This is a genomic window from Blastococcus sp. SYSU D00813, from assembly GCF_054050735.1.
Genome location: NZ_JBJGZX010000006.1, coordinates 168,505 through 189,690, shown reverse-complemented (window position 1 = coordinate 189,690; position 21,186 = coordinate 168,505). Strand labels below are relative to the sequence as shown.

At 77.2% G+C, this 21,186-nt stretch carries 19 protein-coding genes; 7 read left to right on the top strand and 12 right to left on the bottom strand.

Annotated elements, in window-relative coordinates:
* Positions 1 to 88: 88 nt before the first annotated feature.
* Positions 89 to 502 carry an acyl-CoA thioesterase gene (locus ACI8AX_RS06680; RefSeq protein ID WP_456549005.1) on the top strand — a complete coding sequence of 138 codons (414 nt, stop codon included), beginning with the start codon at positions 89 to 91 and terminating at the stop codon, positions 500 to 502.
* A gap of 57 nt (positions 503 to 559) precedes the next feature.
* On the opposite strand, the gene ACI8AX_RS06675 is transcribed toward ACI8AX_RS06680, so the two are convergent.
* On the bottom strand, positions 560 to 1,324 hold the full coding sequence (locus ACI8AX_RS06675; RefSeq protein WP_456549004.1) for an oxygen-binding di-iron domain-containing protein: 765 nt from the start codon (positions 1,322 to 1,324) through the stop codon (positions 560 to 562).
* Between the two features lie 92 nt (positions 1,325 to 1,416).
* Positions 1,417 to 4,269: a BTAD domain-containing putative transcriptional regulator gene (locus ACI8AX_RS06670; RefSeq protein WP_456549003.1), complete on the bottom strand. Its 2,853-nt coding sequence runs from the start codon at positions 4,267 to 4,269 to the stop codon at positions 1,417 to 1,419.
* 114 nt (positions 4,270 to 4,383) lie between these two features.
* Here ACI8AX_RS06670 and ACI8AX_RS06665 point away from each other — a divergent pair, with 114 nt between their 5' ends.
* The 3 genes from ACI8AX_RS06665 to ACI8AX_RS06655 are packed head-to-tail and all read left to right on the top strand — an operon-like array spanning position 4,384 to position 7,654.
* A complete protein-coding gene (locus tag ACI8AX_RS06665) occupies positions 4,384 to 5,490 on the top strand; it encodes a class I SAM-dependent methyltransferase (protein WP_456549002.1) in 1,107 nt (368 codons plus the stop codon).
* A gap of 35 nt (positions 5,491 to 5,525) precedes the next feature.
* A complete protein-coding gene (locus ACI8AX_RS06660) occupies positions 5,526 to 6,524 on the top strand; it encodes an AMP-binding protein (protein ID WP_456549001.1) in 999 nt (332 codons plus the stop codon).
* The gene (locus tag ACI8AX_RS06655) at positions 6,521 to 7,654 is read left to right on the top strand and encodes a thiolase family protein (RefSeq protein WP_456549000.1); all 1,134 of its coding nucleotides are present in this window, start codon (positions 6,521 to 6,523) and stop codon (positions 7,652 to 7,654) included. Before ACI8AX_RS06660 ends, ACI8AX_RS06655 begins: the two co-directional genes overlap by 4 nt.
* Position 7,655: 1 nt before the next feature.
* Here the strand turns inward: ACI8AX_RS06655 and ACI8AX_RS06650 are convergent, their stop codons facing one another.
* The 4 genes from ACI8AX_RS06650 to ACI8AX_RS06635 are packed head-to-tail and all read right to left on the bottom strand — an operon-like array spanning position 7,656 to position 10,121.
* Positions 7,656 to 8,183 (bottom strand): MOSC domain-containing protein, encoded by a 528-nt coding sequence (locus ACI8AX_RS06650; RefSeq protein WP_456548999.1) that lies wholly within the window; start codon positions 8,181 to 8,183, stop codon positions 7,656 to 7,658.
* Positions 8,180 to 8,824 carry a CbiQ family ECF transporter T component gene (locus ACI8AX_RS06645; RefSeq protein WP_456548998.1) on the bottom strand — a complete coding sequence of 215 codons (645 nt, stop codon included), beginning with the start codon at positions 8,822 to 8,824 and terminating at the stop codon, positions 8,180 to 8,182. The genes ACI8AX_RS06650 and ACI8AX_RS06645 overlap by 4 nt, the downstream gene beginning before the upstream one ends.
* Positions 8,821 to 9,552 (bottom strand): energy-coupling factor ABC transporter ATP-binding protein, encoded by a 732-nt coding sequence (locus tag ACI8AX_RS06640; protein ID WP_456548997.1) that lies wholly within the window; start codon positions 9,550 to 9,552, stop codon positions 8,821 to 8,823. Before ACI8AX_RS06640 ends, ACI8AX_RS06645 begins: the two co-directional genes overlap by 4 nt.
* A gap of 2 nt (positions 9,553 to 9,554) precedes the next feature.
* Complete coding sequence (locus ACI8AX_RS06635; protein ID WP_456548996.1) at positions 9,555 to 10,121, bottom strand: biotin transporter BioY; 567 nt, start codon at positions 10,119 to 10,121, stop codon at positions 9,555 to 9,557.
* 548 nt (positions 10,122 to 10,669) lie between these two features.
* Between ACI8AX_RS06635 and ACI8AX_RS06630 the strand changes: the two genes are divergently transcribed.
* Positions 10,670 to 11,038: a hypothetical protein gene (locus tag ACI8AX_RS06630; protein WP_456548995.1), complete on the top strand. Its 369-nt coding sequence runs from the start codon at positions 10,670 to 10,672 to the stop codon at positions 11,036 to 11,038.
* A 171-nt stretch (positions 11,039 to 11,209) separates the two neighbouring features.
* Here ACI8AX_RS06630 and ACI8AX_RS06625 read toward each other — a convergent pair whose 3' ends face one another.
* The 6 genes from ACI8AX_RS06625 to ACI8AX_RS06600 form a co-directional block, all read right to left on the bottom strand.
* Positions 11,210 to 12,745 carry an ATP-binding cassette domain-containing protein gene (locus ACI8AX_RS06625; RefSeq protein ID WP_456548994.1) on the bottom strand — a complete coding sequence of 512 codons (1,536 nt, stop codon included), beginning with the start codon at positions 12,743 to 12,745 and terminating at the stop codon, positions 11,210 to 11,212.
* Between the two features lie 207 nt (positions 12,746 to 12,952).
* Entirely contained in the window at positions 12,953 to 14,539 is a 1,587-nt protein-coding gene (locus tag ACI8AX_RS06620) for a glycoside hydrolase family 13 protein (protein ID WP_456548993.1), read from the bottom strand.
* A 57-nt stretch (positions 14,540 to 14,596) separates the two neighbouring features.
* The gene (locus ACI8AX_RS06615; protein WP_456548992.1) at positions 14,597 to 15,025 is read right to left on the bottom strand and encodes a globin; all 429 of its coding nucleotides are present in this window, start codon (positions 15,023 to 15,025) and stop codon (positions 14,597 to 14,599) included.
* A gap of 4 nt (positions 15,026 to 15,029) precedes the next feature.
* Complete coding sequence (locus tag ACI8AX_RS06610; RefSeq protein ID WP_456548991.1) at positions 15,030 to 16,316, bottom strand: MFS transporter; 1,287 nt, start codon at positions 16,314 to 16,316, stop codon at positions 15,030 to 15,032.
* Positions 16,313 to 17,338 (bottom strand): mechanosensitive ion channel family protein, encoded by a 1,026-nt coding sequence (locus tag ACI8AX_RS06605; protein ID WP_456548990.1) that lies wholly within the window; start codon positions 17,336 to 17,338, stop codon positions 16,313 to 16,315. The genes ACI8AX_RS06610 and ACI8AX_RS06605 overlap by 4 nt, the downstream gene beginning before the upstream one ends.
* Positions 17,339 to 17,371: 33 nt before the next feature.
* Entirely contained in the window at positions 17,372 to 19,468 is a 2,097-nt protein-coding gene (locus ACI8AX_RS06600; protein ID WP_456548989.1) for a prolyl oligopeptidase family serine peptidase, read from the bottom strand.
* Between the two features lie 217 nt (positions 19,469 to 19,685).
* On the opposite strand from ACI8AX_RS06600, the gene ACI8AX_RS06595 reads away from it, so the two are divergent.
* Together ACI8AX_RS06595 and ACI8AX_RS06590 are read left to right on the top strand one after the other, a co-directional pair.
* A complete protein-coding gene (locus ACI8AX_RS06595; protein ID WP_456548988.1) occupies positions 19,686 to 20,213 on the top strand; it encodes an HNH endonuclease in 528 nt (175 codons plus the stop codon).
* A 76-nt stretch (positions 20,214 to 20,289) separates the two neighbouring features.
* A complete protein-coding gene (locus ACI8AX_RS06590) occupies positions 20,290 to 21,156 on the top strand; it encodes an SCO6745 family protein (protein ID WP_456548987.1) in 867 nt (288 codons plus the stop codon).
* Positions 21,157 to 21,186 lie beyond the last annotated feature (30 nt).

Below are 21,186 nucleotides of genomic sequence, written 5' to 3'. Positions count from 1 at the left end.
CGGCCGGCCGGAGCGATCGCTCCGGCCGGCCGCCGTCGTCCCCGGGGCCTGGTGTCCACATATCCGCCCGGTGCGGCAGGGTGGCCGCGTGAGGCACACCGTGCAGGTCCCCATGCGCTGGTCGGACATGGACGCCTACGGGCACGTCAACAACGTCGTCTTCCTGCAGTACTTCGAGATGGCCCGCGTCGACCTCTTCTTCGAGCGCGCCTCGCTGGAGGAGCGCACCGGGCTGCGCCAGGGCACGGTCGTGGCCTCGCACGAGATCCGCTACCTGCTGCCGGTCGTCTACACGGCCCGGCCGCTGGACGTGCAGATCTGGGTCTCCGGGATCCGCGCGGCCGCGTTCACCTGCCACTACGAGGTGTTCGACGGCGACCGGCTGGCCGTCACCGGCAGCACCCTGCTGGTGCCCTACGACTTCACGATCGCCCGCCCGCGCCGGCTCACCCCGGACGAGAAGGAGTTCCTCGCCCGCTGGACCGGGGAGCCGGCCGCCTGACGCGGTGCCGGGGGGAGCGCCGTCCACGACGCGCCCGCCCGGCGGGGACGGCGCCTGTCAGCCGGCCGGGGACGACGGTGGGACCGGCACACCGGGGGCGGAGAACCGCGCGCCGGCCGAGGTCAGCCGGGCCTCGTAGGCGTCGGCGAGGTCGCGCAGCGCCGCCCCGCAGTCACCGGCGAAGGCGGGACCGTGCATGAGCGCCAGGGTGGTCGGCCGGAGCTCGGCCAGGCCCCGCAGGGCCGGCGCGGTGCCCGGCGTCAGGCAGGTGGCACCGAAGACGTCCTCGGCCTGCACCGCCGGACCCACGACGTCCTGCTCGGTGAGCGCCGGGCTGTCGCCGAGGCCGGTGAACAGGTCACCGCACAGCAGCGTCCCGGTGGTCTCCTCGAACAGCACCCCGGCGTCCCAGCCGTGCGGCACGTGCGGGGTGTCGATGTGCCGCAGCCGGCGGCCGCCGACGTCGATCACCTCGCCGTCGGCCAGCCGCCGCGGCGGCCGGTCGGCCATGTCCTCGACCGAGACCATGCAACCCAGGGCCCCGTGGGCCACCTCCGCGCGCGGCGCGGCGGCGAGCCAGGCGTTCATCGCCCCGCACTCGTCGGCCTCCACGTGGCCGAACGTGACCCAGCGCAGCCGGTCGACCGGCATCACCCGCGCCATCCCCTCCGCCACCAGCGGGAACAGCGCCCGCGGGCCGGTGTGGAACAGCAGCGGCTCCTCGCCGAGCACGAGGTACTGGTTGAACTGGAAGTCGGCGTCCGGCACGTACGTGCACAGGCGGTAGACGTCCGGGGCGATCTCGTCGACACGCGTCTCCACGGGGCCTCCTCGTCGGCATCCCCCCGTGCGGGCCGGGCCAGTGTGGCCCTCGACGGCACCGCCGGGCCAGGCCTCCCGGCGCGTCCGTGTGCTCAGGCCGGCGCGGGCCGGGTGACGCGCAGGGCGTGCGCGACGGCACCGGCGTCGCCCAGCCCGGCGCCCCGGGCCAGGGCGTCGTCGACGGCCGGCCCCAGCGCCGCACGCAGCCGCTCCTCGGCGGCCGCCTCCCGCGCCGAGTCCGCGCCGAACGCGCGGGGCGCCCGCTCGCTCGCCCGCAGGGCCCCCAGCAGGACGGCGCCGTCGGCGCAGCGGCCGGTCCGTGCCAGGACCTCCACCAGCGCCCGCATCGCCACCCACAGCTGGGTCCACGCGCCGAGCCGGTGCCAGGTGTCGATCAGCGACCGCAGCTCGGCGAGGCCGCGCGGGCCCGCGGTGTCCCGCCGCAGCCCCGACGTCAGCAGCGTGTGCCGCGCGATGCCGGCCACGAACGTCGAGTCCACGGACTCGGCGAGGGCGACCGCCTCCCGCAGCAAGGCCTGCGCGCCCGGCGCCGACCGCTCGGCCCGCCGCTCCCCGCGCGCGTAGGCGGCCCAGGCGTGCCCGGTGGGGGAGTCCAGCCGGGCGGCCAGCGCCAGCAGCGGCGCCTCGTCGGCCGCGGCGGCTCCGTCGTCGCCCGCGTAGGTGTCGGCGAGCACCTGGTCGACGACCGCGGTGAGCTGGAGCTCGAGGTCCCCGGTGGCCGCGCCGAGAGCGGCCGCGGTGGCCGCCGACCGGCGCCCGGCCGCCACCTGCCCGCGGAACGTGTGCACGTTGGCCAGCGCCTCGTGCGCCCAGCCGGTCGCGCCGCCGTCCCCGCCGCCGGCGACCGCGGCCCGCGCCCACTGCCCGGCCCGGTCCAGCTCGCCGCGCTGCCACCCGGACGTGGCCAGCAGGCCCAGCAGCCGCACCGCGAGGGGGTGCCCCGGCGGCCGGGCGGTCCTTTTCACCGGGTCGAGGACGCCGGCCACCGCCAGCGCCCGCTCGACGAGCAGGACCAGGTCGGCCCGACCGCGCAGCCACGCCAGCTCGCCCGCCGGCTGCGACAGCCGCAGCAGGTCCTCCACCGGCCCGTGCTCGCACAGCCACGCGTGGGCCCGGCGCAGGTCGGCGAGGTGCGCGTCGAAGCGGGCGACGGCCGCCGGCTCCCCGGGGCCGCGCCGCTGGGCGGCGACCTCCTCGGCCAGCGCCACCGCCCACGCCGCGTGCCGGGCCCGCAGCGCCGGCAGCCCGGGGTCGAGAGCCAGCCGCGCCCGCCCGAACGCCCGCAGCGTCTCCAGCATCCCGAAGCGCGGCGGGGTGCCCGGCACCCGCACCACCAGCGACCGGTCCACCAGCTCCGGCAGCGCGGCCGCGTCCCCGCACACCGCGGCCACCGCCGCCTGCTCCACCGGACCGGCGAAGACGGCCAGCCGTTCGAACAGCCGCTGCTGGCGCGGGTCGAGCAGCCGGTGCGACCACGCCACCACCTCGCGCAGCGAGCGGTGCCGCGGAACCGCCGTCCGCCGGCCCCCGGCGAGGACGTCGCCGTCGGAGGACTCCAGCGCCTCGAGCAGCCCGCCCACGCCGAGCACGCCAACCCGCGCGGCGGCCAGCTCCAGGGCCAGCGGCAGCCCGTCCAGCCGGTGGCACAGCCGGGCCACCGGCTCGCCGTCGAGGACGGCGTCCGGGTCCTGCGCGGCCACCCGGGCACGGAGCAGCGCCACCGCCTCGGCCTCGCCCAGCGGCTGCACCGGGTGCACGTGCTCGCCGTCGACGCGCAGCGCCTCCCGGCTGGTGGCCAGCACGTCCACGCCCGGGGCGGCCATGACCACCGCCTCGACCAGCGCGGCCACCTCGTCGACCACGTGCTCGCAGTTGTCCAGCACCAGCAGCTGCCGGCGCACCGCGAGCACGCTGAGCACCCGGTCCGCCACCGGCTCCGCCCCCGCGCCGGCGACCCGCAGCGCGGCGGCGACGGCGGGCTCGACGTCGTCGGTGCCGCCCCGGCCGAACTCGACGAGCACGACGCCGTCGGGGTAGCGGCCGGCCACCGCGGCGGCGACGTGCCGGGCCAGCCGGGTCTTGCCGACCCCGCCGGGCCCGCACAGCGTCACCACCCGGCAGCGGTCGAGCAGGTCGGTGACGGCGGCGAGGTCGGCGTCCCGGCCGACGAACGAGCTCACCGGCAGCGGCAGCGCCGGCGCCGGGGCGGCCACCGGCGGGAGCTCTTGGCGCAGCACCTGGGACTCCAGGCGCCGCAGCTCCGCGGAGGGGTCCAGCCCGAGCTCCTCGGCCAGGCGGCGGCGCAGCGCGGCCAGCGCCGCCACCGCCTCGGCCTGCCGGCCGCAGCCGACGAGCGCGCGGGCGAGCAGGGCGACGGCGCCCTCGCGCAGCGGGTGCCCGGCCACCAGGGCCTCGGCCGCGGCGACGGCCTCGGCGGTGCGCCCGAGGTCGAGCAGGACCCGGACCCGGGCCTCGAGGGCGTCGGCGCGCAGCCCTTCGAGTTCCGCGACGGCCGGCTCGGCGTCGGCGTCCTCCAGGTCCGGGTACGGGCGGCCGCGCCACAGGGCCAGCGCCGCGTCCAGCCGGGCGAGCCGCTCCGCCGGCGGCCCGCCGTCGTCGGCCACCGCGTCGGCGAACGCGGTGACGTCGACCTCCGCGCGCGGGGCGACCAGCCGGTAACCGGTGGGCAGCGTCTCCACCCGCACGGCCGGCGGCAGCGCCCGCCGCAGGCGCGCCACGACCGTCTGCAGCGCTCCCGAGGGGCCGGCCGGGGGCGCGTCCGGCCAGACCCGGTCGGCGAGCGTGCCGGCGGGCACGGCGTGCGGGACCCCCGCCACGAGCGCCGCGAGCAGCCGGCGCTGCCGCTCGGAGCGCACGGGGACGCCCTCCAGCAGCACCGGGCCGAGGACCGCGACGGCGGGCACGGCGGCCATCGTGACCGGGTTCCCCGCGGCGTGGAAGGGCCGAGCGGCACCTGACAGCGCGGTGAAAGCGCCCCTCCCCACCATCGGCGCCGACCCCCGACGAGAGGAGCTCCCGTGACCGCCACCGACACCCGCCCCGACACCGACGGCGCCGCCACCGAGGCGGTGGCCGGCCGGCTGTTCGACACCGTGCTCGCGGTGCTCGACGCGCAGGCGGTCTACCTCGGCGACCGGCTCGGCTGGTACCGCGCCCTGGCCGCCGGCGGGCCGATGACCCCCGCCGAGCTGGCCGGTCGCACCGGCACCGCCGAGCGCTACGCCCGCGAGTGGCTCGAGCAGCAGGCGGTGACCGGGATCCTGACCGCGCAGGACGACCCGGCGCGGCCGGGGGACGCCGCCGCCCGCCGGTTCACCCTCCCCGCCGCCGCGGTCGAGCCCTTCACGGACGGGCTGAGCCCGGCGCACGTCGTCCCGCTCGTCCGCTTCGTCGTCGGGGCCGGCAAGCAGGTCGACGCCCTGGCCGAGGCCTACCGCACCGGCGGCGGCGTCTCCTGGGAGCAGCACGGAACCGACGCCCGCGAGGCGCAGGCCGCGGCCAACCGGCCGCTGTTCCTCGGGGCGCTGGGCCGCGAGCACCTGCCGTCGATCCCCGACGTCGACGCCGCGCTCCGGGCCGGCGGCCGGGTCGCCGACGTGGGGTGCGGGTTCGGCTGGTCGGCCATCGGCATCGCGCTGGCCTATCCGGAGGCGACCGTCGACGGGTTCGACGTCGACGAGCCCTCGGTGCGGGCGGCCCGCCGCAACGCCGAGGAGGCCGGCGTGGCCGACCGCGTCCGCTTCACGGTGGCCGACGCGGCGACCGTCGACGGGGACTACGACGTCGTTACGGCGTTCGAGTGCATCCACGACCTGCCCGACCCGGTGTCGGTGCTGGCCGCGATGCGCCGGCTGGCGGGGGAGTCCGGGACGGTCCTGGTCATGGACGAGCGGGTCGCCGAGACCTTCACCGCCCCCGGCGACGAGGTGGAGCGGCTGATGTACGGCTACAGCCTGGTGTGCTGCCTGGCCGACGGGATGTCGGCCACCCCGTCGGCCGCCACCGGCACGGTCATGCGCCCGGCCACGTTGCGGGAGTACGCCCGGCAGGCCGGCTTCGCCGACGCCGAGGTCCTCGACGTGGCCGACGACTTCTTCCGCTTCTACCGGCTCGTCCGCGGCTGACGGTCCCCGGGGGCGCGGACCGTACCCTGCGATCCGTGCTCCCGACGGACGTCGCCGCGGCCGCGGACCCGGTGGCCGCCGTCCTCGAGGCCGCCGGGCGGGACGCGCTGGTCGCGCTCCGGACGTCGGGCACCACCGACCGGCCCCGGGTCGTCGTCCGCACCGCCGCCTCGTGGACCGACTCCTTCCCACACGTCTCCGCGCTGACGGGCATCGACGGCTCGGCGCGCGTGCACGTGCCGGGGCCCTTGTCGGCGACGATGAACCTCTTCGCCGCCGTGCACGCGCGGGCGGCCGGCGCCGCGCTCGTGCCGACCGCGCAGGAGGCCACGCACCTGCACCTCACCCCCGCCGCGCTGACCGCCGCGCTGGGCGACGGGGCCGACCTCGCCGGGCGCACCGTCGTCGTCGCCGGGGACCGGCTGCGCCGCGACCTGGCCGGGCGCGCGGAGGCGGCCGGCGCGCGGGTCGCCCACTACTACGGGGCCGCGGAGCTCTCCTTCGTCGCCTGGGGCACGCACGAGGAGGACCTGCGGCCGTTCCCGGACGTGGCCGTCGAGGTCCGCGACGGCCGGATCTGGGCCCGCTCGCCGTTCCTGTCCCGCGGCTACCTCGACGGCGACGGGCCGTTCACCCTCGCCCCCGACGGGTCCGCCACGGTCGGCGACCGCGGCCGGCTGGCCGGCGGGCTGCTCACCGTCACCGGCCGGGGCGCGGACGCCGTCGTCACCGGCGGGGTCACCGTGCTCGTGGGCGACGTCGAGCGGGCGCTGCACCGGGCCACCGGCGCCGACGTGCTCGTGCTCGGCGTCCCGCACGAGCGGCTGGGCGCGGTCGTGGCCGCCGTCCTCCCCGACCCGGCGCTGCTCCCGGGCGTCCGTGCCGCCGCCCGCGAGGTGCTCCCCGCCGCGCAGCGCCCGCGCCGCTGGTTCGCCCTGCCCCGGCTCCCGCTCACCCCCGCCGGCAAGGTCGACCGCGGCGCGGTCGCCGAGCTGGCCGCCGAGGGGCGGCTCGCGCCGGCGGGCACGCCGTGACCGACGCGCCCGTCGTCGTCGTGGCCCGGCGCACGCCGATCGGGACGGCGGGCCACGCGCTCGCCTCGTGCACCGCGGCCGACCTCGCCGCCGCCGTCCTCGCCGACCTGGCCGCCGGGCTGCCCGCGGACGTCGAGCTGCGCGAGGTCGTGCTCGGCAACTGCACCGGCCCCGGCGGCGACGTCGCCCGGGTGGCGGCGCTGCAGGCCGGGCTGCCGGTCACCGTGCCCGGCCTGACCGTCGACCGGCAGTGCGGCAGCGGGCTGGCCGCGATCGTGCTGGCGGCGGCCCAGCTGCGCGCCGGGGAGCCCGGGGCGGTGCTCGCCGGTGGGGTCGAGTCGGCCTCGACCGCCCCGTGGCGCTCCTGGCCGCCGCGCGGCGACGAGCCCCCGGTCCGCTACACGCGGGCGCCGTTCGCGCCGGCGGCGGTCGGCGACCCCGACATGGGCCCGGCCGCGGAGCTGGTCGCGCGGGAGGCCGGGATCCCGCGGGAGGCGCAGGACGCCTACGCCGCCCGCTCGCACGCCCGGGCGGTGGCCACCCAGCAGGGCGGCGGGTTCGCCGCCGAGCTGGTCCCCGTGGGCGGCGTCGACCGGGACGAGCGGCCCCGCGCCGGGCTCACCGTCGAGCGGCTGGGCCGGCTGCGCCCGGCGTTCGTGCCCGGCGGCGCGGTCACGGTCGGCAACTCGTGCGGGGTCAACGACGGCGCCGCGGCGGTCACCCTCGTCGACGCCGCGACGCACCGCCGGCTCGCGCTGCCCGGCCTGCGCGTGCTGGCCACCGCGACCGCCGGGGTCGACCCGAACCGGCCCGGGCTGGGCATCGTCCCCGCGGCCCGGCAGGCCTTGGACCGCGCAGGGCTGGGCCTCGACGAGGTCGACGTCGTGGAGTTCAACGAGGCCTTCGCCGGGCAGGTCCTGGCCTGCTGCGCGGAGCTGGGGCTCGACCCGGAGCGGGTGTGCCCCGAGGGCGGCGCGCTGGCGCTGGGCCACCCGTGGGGGGCCTCGGGCGCGGTGCTCGCCGTGCGGCTGTTCTCCCAGCTGGTCCGCAGCGGGCGGGGCGGCACGGGGCTGGCCGCCATCGCCGTCGGCGGCGGGCAGGGCGTCGCGGTGGTGGTCGAGGCGGTCTAGGTCAGACCCGGCGCGGCACCGGCCGGTCTGCGCCGGTGGGTGCCCCGCAGCCGGCGGCCTCGTCCTCCGACACCGGGCGGACGACGGCGCCCTCGGCGATCGGCGCTCCGGCGAACACGGCCGCGTTGACCCCGCCCCGGTACGCCATCGCCTTGACCAGCCGCGCGCCGGTCAGCCGCTCGAGGTGCGTGCACGGCGGGCAGCGCTTCACGCCGAACAGCAGCGCGTCCCCGACGGCGAACCACCGGCCGACCAGCTCCGGCAGGGCGATGCCGCGGGTGACCAGGTTGCGGCGGGTGTCGCCCGGGGCGAGCGGGACGCCGGTCTCGGCGGCCACCGCGGCGACCTCGTCGGCGTCGACGAGCGTCAGCTGCTTCTCCAGGTCCGGGTAGCGGGCCCAGGTGCCACCGCCGAGCGCGTAGCGGTCGCCCTCCAGCCCCGCCCCCGCCACGAGGCGGCCGGCCGGCAGGCGGCGCATCGGCGCGGCCGCCTCCGTCGTCGTCCAGATCTCCAGCAGCGTGCCGCTCATCGCGCCGATGCTGCCCGACGCCCCCGGGCCGGCGGGGCGGGGGAGTCGGCACCCCGGGCGTCCAGGGCCTCGCCGAGCGTGGCGGCCAGCCGGAGCACCTGCACGAGCAGCGGCACCAGCGCCTGGAACCGGAAGCGCTCGGCACCCCGCGCTGCCTGGGCATCGCGGATCCGCTGCGCCCGCTCGGCGACCAGGGGCACGAACCGCAGCGTCATCGCGATCACCAGTCCGATCCGCGCCGGCCGGACGCCGCACACCGCCAGCGGCCGCGCCAGCCACTCGACCACGGCGACCAGCTCGGTGACGCGCGTCGTCGCCGTCACCATCGCGGCGGCCGCGACGAGCGCCAGCAGCCGCAGGACGACGACGGTGCCCGTGCGCCAGTCGGTGACCACCAGGTGGAAGCCGAACAGCAGCACCAGCCACGGCCACACCGGGCGGACCTGCGCGAGCAGCGACCGCCACGGCAGCCGGGCGGCGGCCAGCCCGAGGAGCAGCACCGCGGCGAGCGTCCCGCCGACCACCGCCAGGCCGTCCACCAGGAACAGCGCGACCGCGAGCGCGGCCAGCAGCCCGAGCTTCAGCCCGGCCGGCGCCCGGTGCACCGGGCTGGCGACCGGCACGTACAGGGACAGCGTCACGTCATCCGGTCCACGTACCAGCGGACCGTCTCGGCCGGGGCGCCGTCGGCGGCCACCCGCCCGTCCTCGAAGACCAGCACCCGGTCGAACCCGGCGAGCAGGTCGAGGTGGTGGGTGACCACGACGACGTCCTGCTCCAGCGCCTCGACCACCCGGGCGACCCGGCGGGTGTTGGCCAGGTCCAGCAGCGTGGTCGGCTCGTCGAACACCACCCGTTGCGGCTCCATCACGAGCACCCCGGCGATCGCCAGCAGCTGCTTCTGCCCGCCGCTGAGCAGGTGCGCGGGGTGGTCGCGGTGCCCGGCCAGGCCGTACCGCTCCAGCACCTCGGCGACCCGCCGCGCCCGCTCCTCCGGGGGGACGCCGAGGTTGGTGAGCCCGAACTCGGCGTCCTCGGCGACGGTGGGGTGCACGATCTGCGCGTCCGGGTCCTGGAACACGAAGCCGACCCGGCGGCGGACCTCCCGCAGATGGGTCCGGGTGTCCAGCCCGTCGACCAGGACCGTGCCGGCCGTGGGGACGACCAGGCCGTTGAGCAGCCGGGCGAAGGTGCTCTTGCCCGAGCCGTTGGCCCCGACCACCCCGACCCGGTGCTCGGCGAGGGTCAGCGTGACGTCGCGGAGGACGGCGCGCTCGCCGTAGTCGTGGGCGACGTCGCGCAGCTCGATCGCCGTCCTGGGGAGGTCGGCGGCGGCGGCGACGTCGGCCGCCCGCCGTCCCCAGCGCACGGTCAGCCCGCCGCCGGCCGCCGGCGGGGCAGCTCGATGACCGGGTAGGCCTTGTGCACGCCGACGGCGACGACCGAGGCGATGCCGGCCTTGACGACGTCGCCGGGGACGAACGACAGGGCCCCGGTGGCCGCCGCCGACAGCGACACGTCCCCGTACAGCGACGTGAAGGGGATCCCGAGCGCGTAGATCACGACCACGCCGCCGACCAGGTTGGCGACCATCGCCCAGGCCAGGTTGAACCGGCGATAGGTCAGCTGGGTCAGCACCCCGATGACGAACGCCGCGAGCGTCCAGCCGTAGAGGTAGCCGGCCGACGGGCCGGCGAAGACGGCGAGGCCACCGCGGCCGCCGGACAGCAGCGGGACGCCCATGGCGACCACCGCGAGGAAGGTGAGCACGGCCAGCGCGCCGCGCCGGGCGCCGAGCACCGAGCCGGCGAGCATGACGCCCAGCGTCTGCGCCGTGATGGGCACCGGGATCCCCGGCACCGGCACCGGCGGGATCAGGCCCAGCGCCGCGATGATCGCGGCGAACAGGGCGATGTAGGCCAGGTCCCGGCTCTTCACGTGCGGCTCCTCGGGTGCTGCGGCGGCGGGCCCGGACGACGGCGAGCAGCGGCTGCGGGCCCCCGCGGGAAGGTACCGGAGGGCCTCCGGGGCCCCGCGGGGGCGCCGCCCCGACCCATCGCCGTCGGTGACGGTCGGCTCACCAGCGGATACCGATCTCGGTTTGCCGTGTCCGCCGGGGCTCGTGTTGTCTGGGGTCGGCGAGCCTCTCGGCGAAGGCGGAACCAGGGCACATGGCACCAGGGTGGTGGGCGTCGCTGTGGGGGCGGCAACGCCCCGCGGCGCAGGACGCGACACCGGAGCGGCGGGCGCAGCAGCCCGCCGCTGCGGTCCCGCCACCACGGGTCCCCGAGCCCCCCGCCGCCGCCGGCGAGGTCCCCGCGCACCGCGCTCCGGCCGGTGCGCCGCACGCCGGCGCGGCACCGTCGCCGTCCGGGTCCGACGTGCAGCCGCAGACGGCCGGCTCGTCCGGCCGACCCGGGTCGCCCCCCGGCCCGGTGCGCAGCTCACCGCTGCGTCCCCCTCTGGAATGGAACGGAGCACCACCCGTGGCACAGCTCGACAACGTGATCGCCGAACTCCTCGGGATCGAGGGCGCCAGCGGCGCCGCGATCGTGGACATCGACAGCGGCATGGCCCTCGCGGCCGGCGGCACGCCCGGCTTCGACCTCAACGTCGCGGCCGCCGGCAACTCGAACGTGGTCCGCGCCAAGCTGCGCACCATCAACGACCTCGAGCTCAAGGACGAGGTCGAGGACATCCTCATCACGCTCGCCGGCCAGTACCACCTGATCAACGTGCTGAAGGGCCAGGGCAACGCCGGCCTGTTCATCTACCTCGTGCTCAACCGCGTGACGGCGAACCTGGCGCTGGCCCGGCACAAGCTGCGCGCGATCGCGGCCACCGTCGCCGTCTGACGGCGGGCCGCGAGGCGCCGGTGCCGCCCGGCCGGGGGGCGGGCGGCACCCAGCAGACGCCGGGAGGCGTCCGTCCGGACGGGGGCCGGGCGGGCGCTGCCCGCGGCACGGCCCCGCGCTCAGGCGGCGGCGCCGTCCCGGCCGCTCACGCGGCGGTGCCGTCCTGGCCGCTCACGCGGCGGTGGCCGCCTCGAGGATGTGCTCGCGGACGGCGGCGGTCGCCAGCCCGTGGGTGTCGATCCAGCGGGTGACCCGCCCGCCGGAGACCACGCCCACGCGGTCGCAGCACTCGGCCAGCTCGTCGGGGTCGACCGACACGACGACGACCGAGGTCCCGTGCGCGGTGGCCTCGGTGAGCAGCTGGCGCACCTGCTGCCGGGCCCGGACGTCCAGCCCGCGGGTGGGCTCGTGGACGACGACGACGTCCTCGGCCGAGGCCATCCAGCGGGCCAGCGCGAGCTTGTGCTGGTCACCGCCGGACAGCGCGCCGAACACCGTGCGGATGCTCAGCGTCTTCACGTCGAGGCTGTGCACCGTCCGGATGACCCCGCGCAGCTGGGCGATCTCGGTCCGCAGGTCGGTGAGGGCGCCCCAGGGCTCGTCGGTGAGCGTCCGGGCGATGGTCTCGCCCGGGTCCACGCCGTAGGCGTCCTCGTCCGGGCTGTAGGCGGGCAGGCGCAGGATCGGCGCCGTCTCCTCCGGCGCGGTCGCCCGGGGTTCGCCGTGCAGCACCACCTCGTCGCTGATCGCCGGCAGCTCCCCGGACAGGGCGCCGGCGATCTCCCGGACGCCGGAGGAGCGGTGCCCGGTGAGCCCGATGATCTCGCCGCGGCGCAGTTCCAGGTCGACGCCCTCGACGTGGCCGGGCACCCGCAGGTTGCGGACCTGCAGCACGACCTCGCCCTCGGCCGGCGCCGGGCCCGCCGCTGCCCCTGCGCCGGCGTCGTCCCGGGGGACCGCCTGCGGCCGCGGCTCGGTCCGGGGGGCGGGGACCGGCGTCGTCCCCTCGATGGTGGCGGCCGCCAGCCGCACCGGGTCCAGGGTGCCGCTCGGGGCGTCGAGGGCGATCCGGCCCTCGCGCAGCACGAGCACGCGGTCGACCACCTCGAGCATCTCGGGCAGCCGGTGGCTGATGTAGAGCACGCCCCGGCCCTGCCGGCGCAGCCGGTCGGCGACGGCGTGCAGCCCGGTCACCTCGTCGGGGAGCAGGGCGGCCGAGACCTCGTCGAGGACGACGAGCTTGGTGTCCTCGGCGAGCATGCGGGCGATCTCGACCAGGCCGTAGACGAAGTGCGGCAGCTCGCCGACGAGCGTGTCGGGGCTGATGTCCAGGGTCACCTCGGACAGCAGCACCTGGGCCTGGCGGCGCAGCTGCGCCTGCGGTCGCCCCGCGCGCGGGGTGCCGCGGAACACGGCCTGGGCGACGGTCAGCTCGGGGTCGATCCGGATGAGCTGCTCGACCACCCCGACGCCGAGGTGGCGTGCGTCCTCGGCAGACAGCGGGGCGTAGGCGTGGCCCTGCAGGGTCATCAGCCCGGCATCCGGGGCGGTGATCCCGGCGATGATGTCGCCGAGGGTGGACTTGCCCGCGCCGTTGGCGCCGACGAGCCCGACGATCTCGCCCTCGGCGATGCCGAAGGAGACGTCCCGCAGGACGCGGCGTGCCCCGAAGGACCTGGTCAGGCCCTCGACCTGCAGCAGCGCCATGTGGAGGCGGCCTCCCCGGGACAGGTCCCGGCCAGGGGCCGGTCGACCGTTGACTGAGCGTCCCCCGTGACGCGTCGTTACGCCTCGGATTCTATCCGCGCGGCCGATCCGCGCCCCTCGACCGGCGGGTCGCGGACGACCCGCCGGTGGCCTCCCTGCAGGGGCCCGCCGCGAGCCCGCGGGCGGTGGGGGCAGGGAGGTCCTCCATCAGGCCGTGAGCCAGACCGCCGCGTCGGCGGGGAGGACGCCGTCGGCGACGTCCTCGCTGGCCAGCAGGACCTGTCCTTCGGGCAGCGGCACGGGGCCGCCGGAGAGGTTGACCCAGCAGACGAGCCCGCCCGGACGGCGGAAGGCCAGGCAGCCCTCGGGCGCCGGCAGCCACTCGAGGCCCTCCCCGCGCAGCGCCGGCGAGGTCGCCCGCAGGGCGAGCGCACGTCGGTACAGCCACAGCATCGAACGGTCGTCGGCGGCCTGGGCCTCCGCGGTGAGCGGGCCCCAGCCCTCGGGCATCGGCAGCCACGTCTCGCGGCGCGCGGAGAAGCCGTAGGAGGGCTCGGTGCCCGACCACGGCACGGGGACGCGGCAGGCGTCGCGGCCGCGCTCGGTGTGGCCCGAGCGCTCCCAGATCGGGTCCTGCAGCGCATCGTCGGGGAGGTCGACGTCGGGCATGCCGAGCTCGTCGCCGTTGTAGAGGTAGGCCGCGCCGGGCAGGCCGAGCTGCAGCAGCGCGGCCGCCCGGGCCCGGCGGGTGCCGATCGTGCCGTCGCCGTAACGGCTGACGTGCCGCGGCCGGTCGTGGTTGGACAGCACCCAGCAGGCCGGGGCCGGGGTGCCCTCGACGGTGGCCAGCGAGTGCACGACCGCCGTCCGCAGCGCCTCGGCGTCCCAGTCGGCGGTCAGCAGCTTGAAGTTGAACGCCAGCTGCAGCTCGTCGGGGCGCAGGTACTGGGCGAGCCGGTCGTCGTCTGAGACCCACACCTCGCCCACCGCCATCGAGCCCGGGTAGGCGTCGAGCACCCGGCGGACGCGGCGGTGCACCTCGTGCACGCCGTCCTGGTCGAACCGGTGGTCGCCGGGGCCGTGGTCGGCCAGCAGGCCGGTGTCCTCCATCGGCACCATGTCCGGCAGACCGTCGGGCTTGGCCATGCCGTGGGCGACGTCGATGCGGAAGCCGTCGACGCCGCGGTCGAGCCAGAACCGCATCGTCTCCTCGAGGTCGGCGAGCACCTCGGGGTTGGTGAAGTCCAGGTCGGGCTGCTCGGGGGCGAACAGGTGCAGATACCACTGCCCGTCGGGGACCCGCGACCACGCCGGCCCGCCGAAGACCGACGGCCAGTTGTTCGGCGGCTCGGCGCCGTCGGGGCCCCGGCCGTCGCGGAACAGGTAGCGCGCCCGTTCCGGTGAACCGGGGCCGGCGGCCAGCGCGGCCTCGAACCACTCGTGCGCGTGCGAGGTGTGGTTGGGCACCAGGTCGACCGTCACCCGGATGCCGGCGCCGTGCGCCTCGGCGAGCAGCGCGTCGAACTCCGCCAGGTCGCCGAAGACGGGCTCGACGTCGCGCGGGTCGGCCACGTCGTAGCCGTGGTCGTGCATCGGCGAGGGGTAGAACGGCGTGATCCAGATGGCGTCGACGCCGAGCTCCACCAGGTGCGGGAGGCGGGCGCGGATGCCGGCGAGGTCGCCGACGCCGTCGCCGTTGCCGTCGGCGAAGCTGCGGATGTAGACCTGGTAGAACACGGCGTCGCGCCACCAGTCCGGTCCGGTCGTGCGGAAGGCGCGCGTGGGCGAGGTCATGCTTCTCCTCGGGAGTTCCTGGAAGTCGATGGCCCCGCCGCAGGGGCCCGCCGCGAGCTAGCGAGCGGTGGGGGGCGGCGGGGTCCTTACCCGGTTCTGCATGCTGTGGGCGGCCATCTCCAGGTAGCCCCACAGCGTCGCGTCCTGCTCGGGGGTGAGCTCCAGCGAGTCGACGGCGTCGCGCATGTTCCGCAGCCAGGCCTCGCGCTCGGCCGGGCCGATCGCGAAGGGGGCGTGCCGCATCCGCAGCCGCGGGTGCCCGCGCTGCTGCGAGTAGGTGGTCGGGCCGCCCCAGTACTGCTCCAGGAACATCCGCAGGCGCGTCTCCGCGCCCTCCCAGTCGTCCTGGGGGTAGAGCGGGGCGAGGACGGGGTCGGTGCGGACGCCGGCGTAGAACCGGGCCACCAGCCGGTCGAACGTCGGGGCGCCGCCCACCTCGTCGTAGAAGGCCCGCGCCGAGGGCAGGGTCCGGCTGGGCTCCGTCACCGCCTCATCGTCCCGCAGGAACCGCGGGCGTCGCCACGTCGCCGGCCCGGACGGCGGCCTCCAGCCGGCTCCAGGCCAGCAGCGGCGGCAGGACGGCGAGCACCCCGAGCCCGCCGACGAGCGCGACCACGCCGCTGGGCGCCATGCCCTCGGCGGCCAGCCCCGCGCCGAGGGCGCCGAGCCCCTGGACGCCGTAGAGGCCGCTGACCGCCACGCCGATGGCCCGGCCGCGGTAGGCCGGCGGCACCTCCTGGACGAAGGTCACGTTGAGCGGGATCGTCCACGCCCCGCCGAGGCCGGCCAGGAACATGCAGGCCAGGACGGCGGCGGAGGCGGCACCGCCGGGCGGCGCCCACATCACCACGAGCCCGGCGACGCCGACGGGGACCAGCGACAGCAGCACCAGGGCGGGCACCAGCCGGTCGCGCCGGGCCGGGGGGACCAGCCGTACGAGCAGCAGACCGCCGACGGTCACGCCCAGCGGGTTGACGGCCAGCAGCAGCCCGACGGCGGTGGCGCCACCGCCGAGCTCGTCGACCAGCGGCGCGGCGATGCCCTCGGCCGCGTTGGCGAACATCACACCGACCCAGACCAGGACGACGATGGTCAGCAGCCGGGTGCTGCGGGTGATCAGCCGCAGCCCGTCGCCCGCGTCCCGCCACACCGAGGAACCGCCGCCGTCCGCCACCGGCGCCGGGCGGCGCTGCAGGCGCGCACCCAGCCACAGCGCGGAGACGGCGAAGGTGACGGCGTCCAGCAGCAGGACCCAGGAGGGGCTCAACGTGGCCACCAGCGTGCCGGCCAGCGCGAAGCCGATCACCTGCGACACCTGGGCGCTGATGTTGGTCAGCGAGGTGGCCACCGCGTACCGGTCGCCGGTCAGCACGTCGGCCATCAGTGCCGAGCGGGCGGACTCGAACGGCGGCGCGAACAGCGACACCAGGAGCAGCAGCACCAGGAGCACGGGCAGCGGCGTCCCGGGGACGGCCATCCCGGCGACGAGCACGCCGCGGGCGACGTCGCTGGCGATCAGCACGCGGTGGCGGGGGAAGCGGTCGGCCAGCGTGGCCAGCACCGGCCCGCCGACCAGCCAGGGCAGGTAGCTGATGGCGAAGGTGATCGCCGACAGCAGCGGGGACTCGGTGCGCTGGTAGACCAGCACGGTCAGCGCGACGCGGGCCAGCTGGTCGCCGATCGTGGAGAGCAGGAAGCTGCCGAACAGCGGCCGGAACTCGCGGACGGCGAAGACCTCGCCGAACGTCGCCTGCCGCTCGGGCGCGGCGCTGCTCACGGCGCGGCTCCCGGCGCGGCGGCGGCCGTGGCGCCCAGGACCGGGTTCGGCGTGCGGATGCCCTCGGCGGCGAAGCGCTCGCTCAGCCGCATCCGCAGCTCCCGGGCGACCCGCCACTGGTCGGCGTTGGTGGCGCGGACCTGCACCCGCATGACCACCCCCTGCGCGGTGATCTGCTCGGCGCCCAGCGACTCGGGCTCGGCCAGGAGGACCTCGGCCCACTCCGGCTCGGCGTGCATCTCGTCGGCGACCTCCTGCATGACCGCCTTGCAGGCGTCGAGGTCGGTGTCGTGGGCGACGGGCATGTCGATGACGACCTGCGCGAAGCCCTGGCTCTTGTTGCCCACCCGCAGCACCTCGCCGTTGCGGACGTACCAGACCACCCCGTGGGCGTCCCGTACGCGGGTGATGCGCAGCCCCACTGCCTCGACCGTGCCGCTGGCCTCGCCGAGGTCGACGACGTCGCCGACGCCGTACTGGTCCTCGAGGATGATCCCGATCCCGGCGATGAAGTCCTTGACCAGGTTCTGCGCGCCGAAGCCCAGCGCCACGCCGAGGACGCCGGCGCTGGCGATGATCGACGCCAGGTTCACGCCGAGCTCGCCGAGCACCAGGACGACCGCGACGCCGAACACGACGAACGACGCGCAGCTGCGCAGCACCGACCCGATCGCCTCGGCCCGCTGGGTGCGGCGCTCGGCGATGGTCTCGAGGCCGTCGGGGTCGGCGGCGCGGGCGCGGTTGCGCCACGGCCGCAGGATCGTCGGCACCGCGCCGGTGGCGGTGCGGGCGGTGAGCCGCCGGATGCCCCGGTGCAGCAGCGCCCGCACGACCACGGCGAGGAGGACGACGAGCAGGATCCGCGCCGGCCGGGCGATCAGCGCGTCGGCGTTGGCCGCCAGCCAGTCCACGCCGAACAGGTCGTAGACGCGGGCGCACAGCGAGCCCACGTCGTCGACGCAGGCCGGGACCTCGGAGGTGCCGTCGGAGGCGGCCGCCACCACGGACAGTGAACCGCTCATCACCGTCCATACTCCCAGGCGCCGGCCTGCCCGTCAGCCAGGAGATGCGGATCCGGCGAGTCCGGTGTGCAGCCCCGTGTGCTCGGCGAGGAACGCCAGCTGGTCGGCCGCCAGCCCCACCGTGCGGCTCACCGCGCGGGCGCCGTGGCCGACCGAGACCTCCCGGCGCAGCAGCACCGGCGCCTCCGCCGTCGTGGCGTGCTGGAGCGCGGCGGCCAGCTTGCGGGCGTGCAGCGGATCGACCCGGGTGTCGCTCTCGAACGTCGTGAACAGGACCGCCGGGTAGGCCGTCCCCTCGCGCACGTTGTGGTACGGCGAGTAGCCCAGCAGCCAGCCCAGCTCGACCGGGTCCTCGGCGCTGCCGTACTCGTCGTTCCAGGTGCGGCCCAGCCCGAACCGCTCGTACCGGACCATGTCGAGCAGCGGCGCGCTGCAGACGACGGCCGCGGCGAGGTCCGGCCGCTGGGTCAGCGTCGCGCCGACGAGCAGGCCGCCGTTGGAGCCGCCCATCACGGCCAGCTGCCCGTGCGTCGTCCACCCCTGCGCGACCAGGTGCTCGCCGGCGGCGGCGAAGTCGTCGAAGACGTTCTGCTTGCGCTCGCGCATGCCGGCGCGGTGCCACTCCTCGCCGTGCTCGGAGCCGCCGCGCAGGTTGGCGACCACCCAGACGCCGCCGGCCGCGACCCACGACAGCGCCTGGGCCGAGTAGGCCGGGGTGAGCGAGACGTTGAAGCCGCCGTAGCCGTAGAGGACGGTCGGCCGCGGGGTGTCGGGGCGGCCGGTGCCGCTGAGCACGAACAGGTGCACCGGCGTGCCGTCGCGGCTGGTCGCGTGCGTCTCGACGACGGTCATCGCGGGGACGTCGCCGGCGACCGGCGCCCGCTCGTCGTCGGCCAGCTCCTCGGGCGCCGCGGCGTCCCACCGCAGCACCGAGGGCGGGGTGGCGTGGTCCGTGTAGCCGATCCAGGCGGTGCTGCCACCCTCCGGCGGGGAGCTCACGCCGGAGACGCTGCCCGGCGGGAGGGCGGGGACGTCGTGCCGCTTCCCGCTGCCGTCGGCCGCCCAGACGCTGAGCCGGTCGGTGGCGTCGACCGAGTGGACGGCGAGCACCTGCAGCCCGCCGTCCGGGCCGTCGACGAGGGCGACGTCGGAGAGGACGCCGTCCTCGGCCTGGGGGACGACGTCCTGCCACGCGGCGGCGTCCCAGGTGGCGGCGTCCCCGGGATCGGCGACGGCCAGCCGCCAGCGCGGGGCGTCGCGGTCGCTGAGCAGCCACAGCCGGCCGTCGCGGGCGACCCACGCGGCGGTCTGCGCGTCGACGCCGACCTGCAGCTCCCGGAGCTCCCCGCCGGCGGCGAGGTCGGCCAGCCAGACGTCGTCGCGCGGGGCGGTGCCGGCCGAGGCGGACACGGTCAGCCAGCGCCCGTCGCGGCTGGTGCGCACCCCGTAGTAGTTCGTGGGGTCGAGACCCTCGCCGTGCACCAGGACGTCGGTGGCGGGGTCGGCGCCCACCCGGTGGCGCCAGACGCGGCGGTGGAACTGCTCCTCGCCGGCCGGCACCTGGTCCGGCGCGAGCCGGCGGACGTAGAACAGCTCCTCGCCGCCGGGCAGCCAGGCGACGGGGGAGTAGCGGCAGCGGTCGACCGGCCCGTCGAGCTGCTCGCCGGTGGCGACGTCGAGCACGTACAGCCGCGACTCCTCGTCGCCGCCGGTGGAGAGCTGGTAGGCCAGCCGGTCGCCCTCCCAGGACGGCGACCAGGCGTCGAGCGTGGTCGTGCCCTCCGGGTCGACCGCCATGGGGTCGACGAGGACCCGGACGGTGCCGTCGGGCTCGCGGACCCGGAGGACGGCGTGCTCCTGGCCGGGGTCGCGGCGGGTGGAGAACGCCCGGCCGGCCCGGTGCACCGGGACGCCGACCGCGCCGGCGTGCACCAGCTGCTCGAGCCGGGCGGCGAAGCCGGCGCGCATCGGGAGGGCGGCCAGCGCCTCGGCGGTCAGGGCGTCCTGGGCGTCGGTCCACGCGCGGGTGCGCGGGTCCTCGACGTCCTCCAGCCAGCGGTAGGGGTCGGCGACGGGGGTGCCGTGCAGGTCCTCGACGAGGTCGAGCCGCGGGGCCTCGGGGTAGCGCACCCAGCCCACGGTAGTGACCGGTCCGACACCGTCCCATGCATCCCGCGAGCGCAGAACCGCCGTCCGGGGCCATGATGGGCCTGCCCGTGGGTCGCGCAGCACCCAGCGGCACGTCCCGCGGCGCTGGAGGTGCCCCGTGCCGCGTGCCGTTCACGGGTCGTCGACCGCGAGCCAGCCGGGCCCGCGCCGCGACCCGGCCCACCCATCGCTGACACCCGTGCCCGGCCGTGGGACCACCGCGGCCACCTTGTTGCTCAACGCCACCTACGAACCGTTGTGCGTGGTCTCCAGCCGGCGGGCCATCGTGCTCGTGCTGGCGGAGAAGGCCGTGTCGGTCGACTCGTCGGCCGACGTGGTGCACGCCGAGTCGCTCACGCTGCCGGTGCCGGTGGTCGTCCGGCTGACCCGCTACGTGCGGGTGCCGTACCCGGCGCAGGTGCCGCTGTCGCGGCGGGCGGTGTTCACCCGCGACGGGCAGACCTGCGTGTACTGCGGCGGCTCGGCGACCAGCATCGACCACGTCGTGCCGCGCAGCCGCGGCGGCACCCACACCTGGGACAACGTGGTCGCCGCCTGCCGCCGGTGCAACCACACCAAGGCCGACCGGTCGCTGGCCGAGCTGGGCTGGAAGCTGCCGAACCCGCCGCGCACGCCCAGCGGCGCGGCCTGGCGGCTGCTCGGCCACCGCACGGTGGACCCGCGCTGGCGCGAGTGGCTCGGCATCCCCGAGAGCGTCTCCGCGTGAAGAAGGACCCCGGGAAGGACCCCCTCGCCCCCCACCGCTCGCAGGCTCGCGGCGGGCCCCTGCGAGGGGGCCGGGCGTGACCTCGCCGGGGACCGCGCGGCGGCTGTGGGCGCTGGGCGAGCCGTTCCACGGGCTCACGTACTTCGCCGCCGAGGCGCGGGAGGCGACCGAGGCCGCGGGGGTGCGCGGCTTCTGGTCGGGCTACTTCGCGATGCGCGCGGCGCCGCTCGGCCCCGTCGGGCCGGAGGTCGTGACGGCGACCTTCTACGGCTTCGCCCCGGCGTTCGTCCGGCGGTGGGTGCCGGCGGTGTGGGACGCCGTGACGCCGGCCGACGCGCTGACCGCCCGGCTGGCCGGGGTCGACGCCGCGGTCCGGCGGGTGCTGGGCGAGGAGTGGCCGGACTCGGCCGAGGCCGCGGAGGCCGCCGCGCTGGCCGGGACCGCGGCGGCCGCCGTCGACGTCCCCGGCCGGCCGCTGGCCGCCGCCAACACCGGCCTGCCCGTCCCGGAGCGGCCGCACCTGGCGCTGTGGCAGGCGCTCACCACGCTGCGGGAGCACCGCGGCGACGGCCACGCCGCCGCCCTCCTGCAGCGGGGGATCTCCGGCCTGGCCGCCAACGTGCTCGCCGTCGCCGCCGGGCGCACCGAGCGGGACTGGCTGCTGCGCGCCCGTGGCTGGACCGAGGCGGAGTGGGACGACGCCGCGGCCGGGCTGGCCGACCGGGGGTGGCTGACCGGCGACGGCGAGCTCACCGCCGAGGGCCTGGCCATGGTGACCGCGGTCGAGACCGACACCGACCGGCTCGCGCTGGGGCCGTGGCAGGCGCTGGGCGATCCCGGCTGCGACCGGCTGGCCGAGTTGCTGGCGCCGGTGCGCCGCGCCGTCGTCGCCGCGGGGGACTGGCCGTCCGGCAACCCGATCGGCGCCCCCGACCCCGACTGATGAAGGACCCCATCGCCCCCAGCGCTCGCA

What these genes read in the sequence shown, in the direction of transcription:
- ACI8AX_RS06650 (WP_456548999.1), bottom strand. Translation starts at nt 8,183, where the DNA reads ATGAGCGGCACGCTGCTGGAGATCTGGACGACGACGGAGGCGGCCGCG.
- ACI8AX_RS06625 (WP_456548994.1), bottom strand. Translation starts at nt 12,745, where the DNA reads ATGGCGCTGCTGCAGGTCGAGGGCCTGACCAGGTCCTTCGGGGCACGC.
- ACI8AX_RS06620 (WP_456548993.1), bottom strand. Translation starts at nt 14,539, where the DNA reads ATGACCTCGCCCACGCGCGCCTTCCGCACGACCGGACCGGACTGGTGG.
- ACI8AX_RS06605 (WP_456548990.1), bottom strand. Translation starts at nt 17,338, where the DNA reads ATGAGCGGTTCACTGTCCGTGGTGGCGGCCGCCTCCGACGGCACCTCC.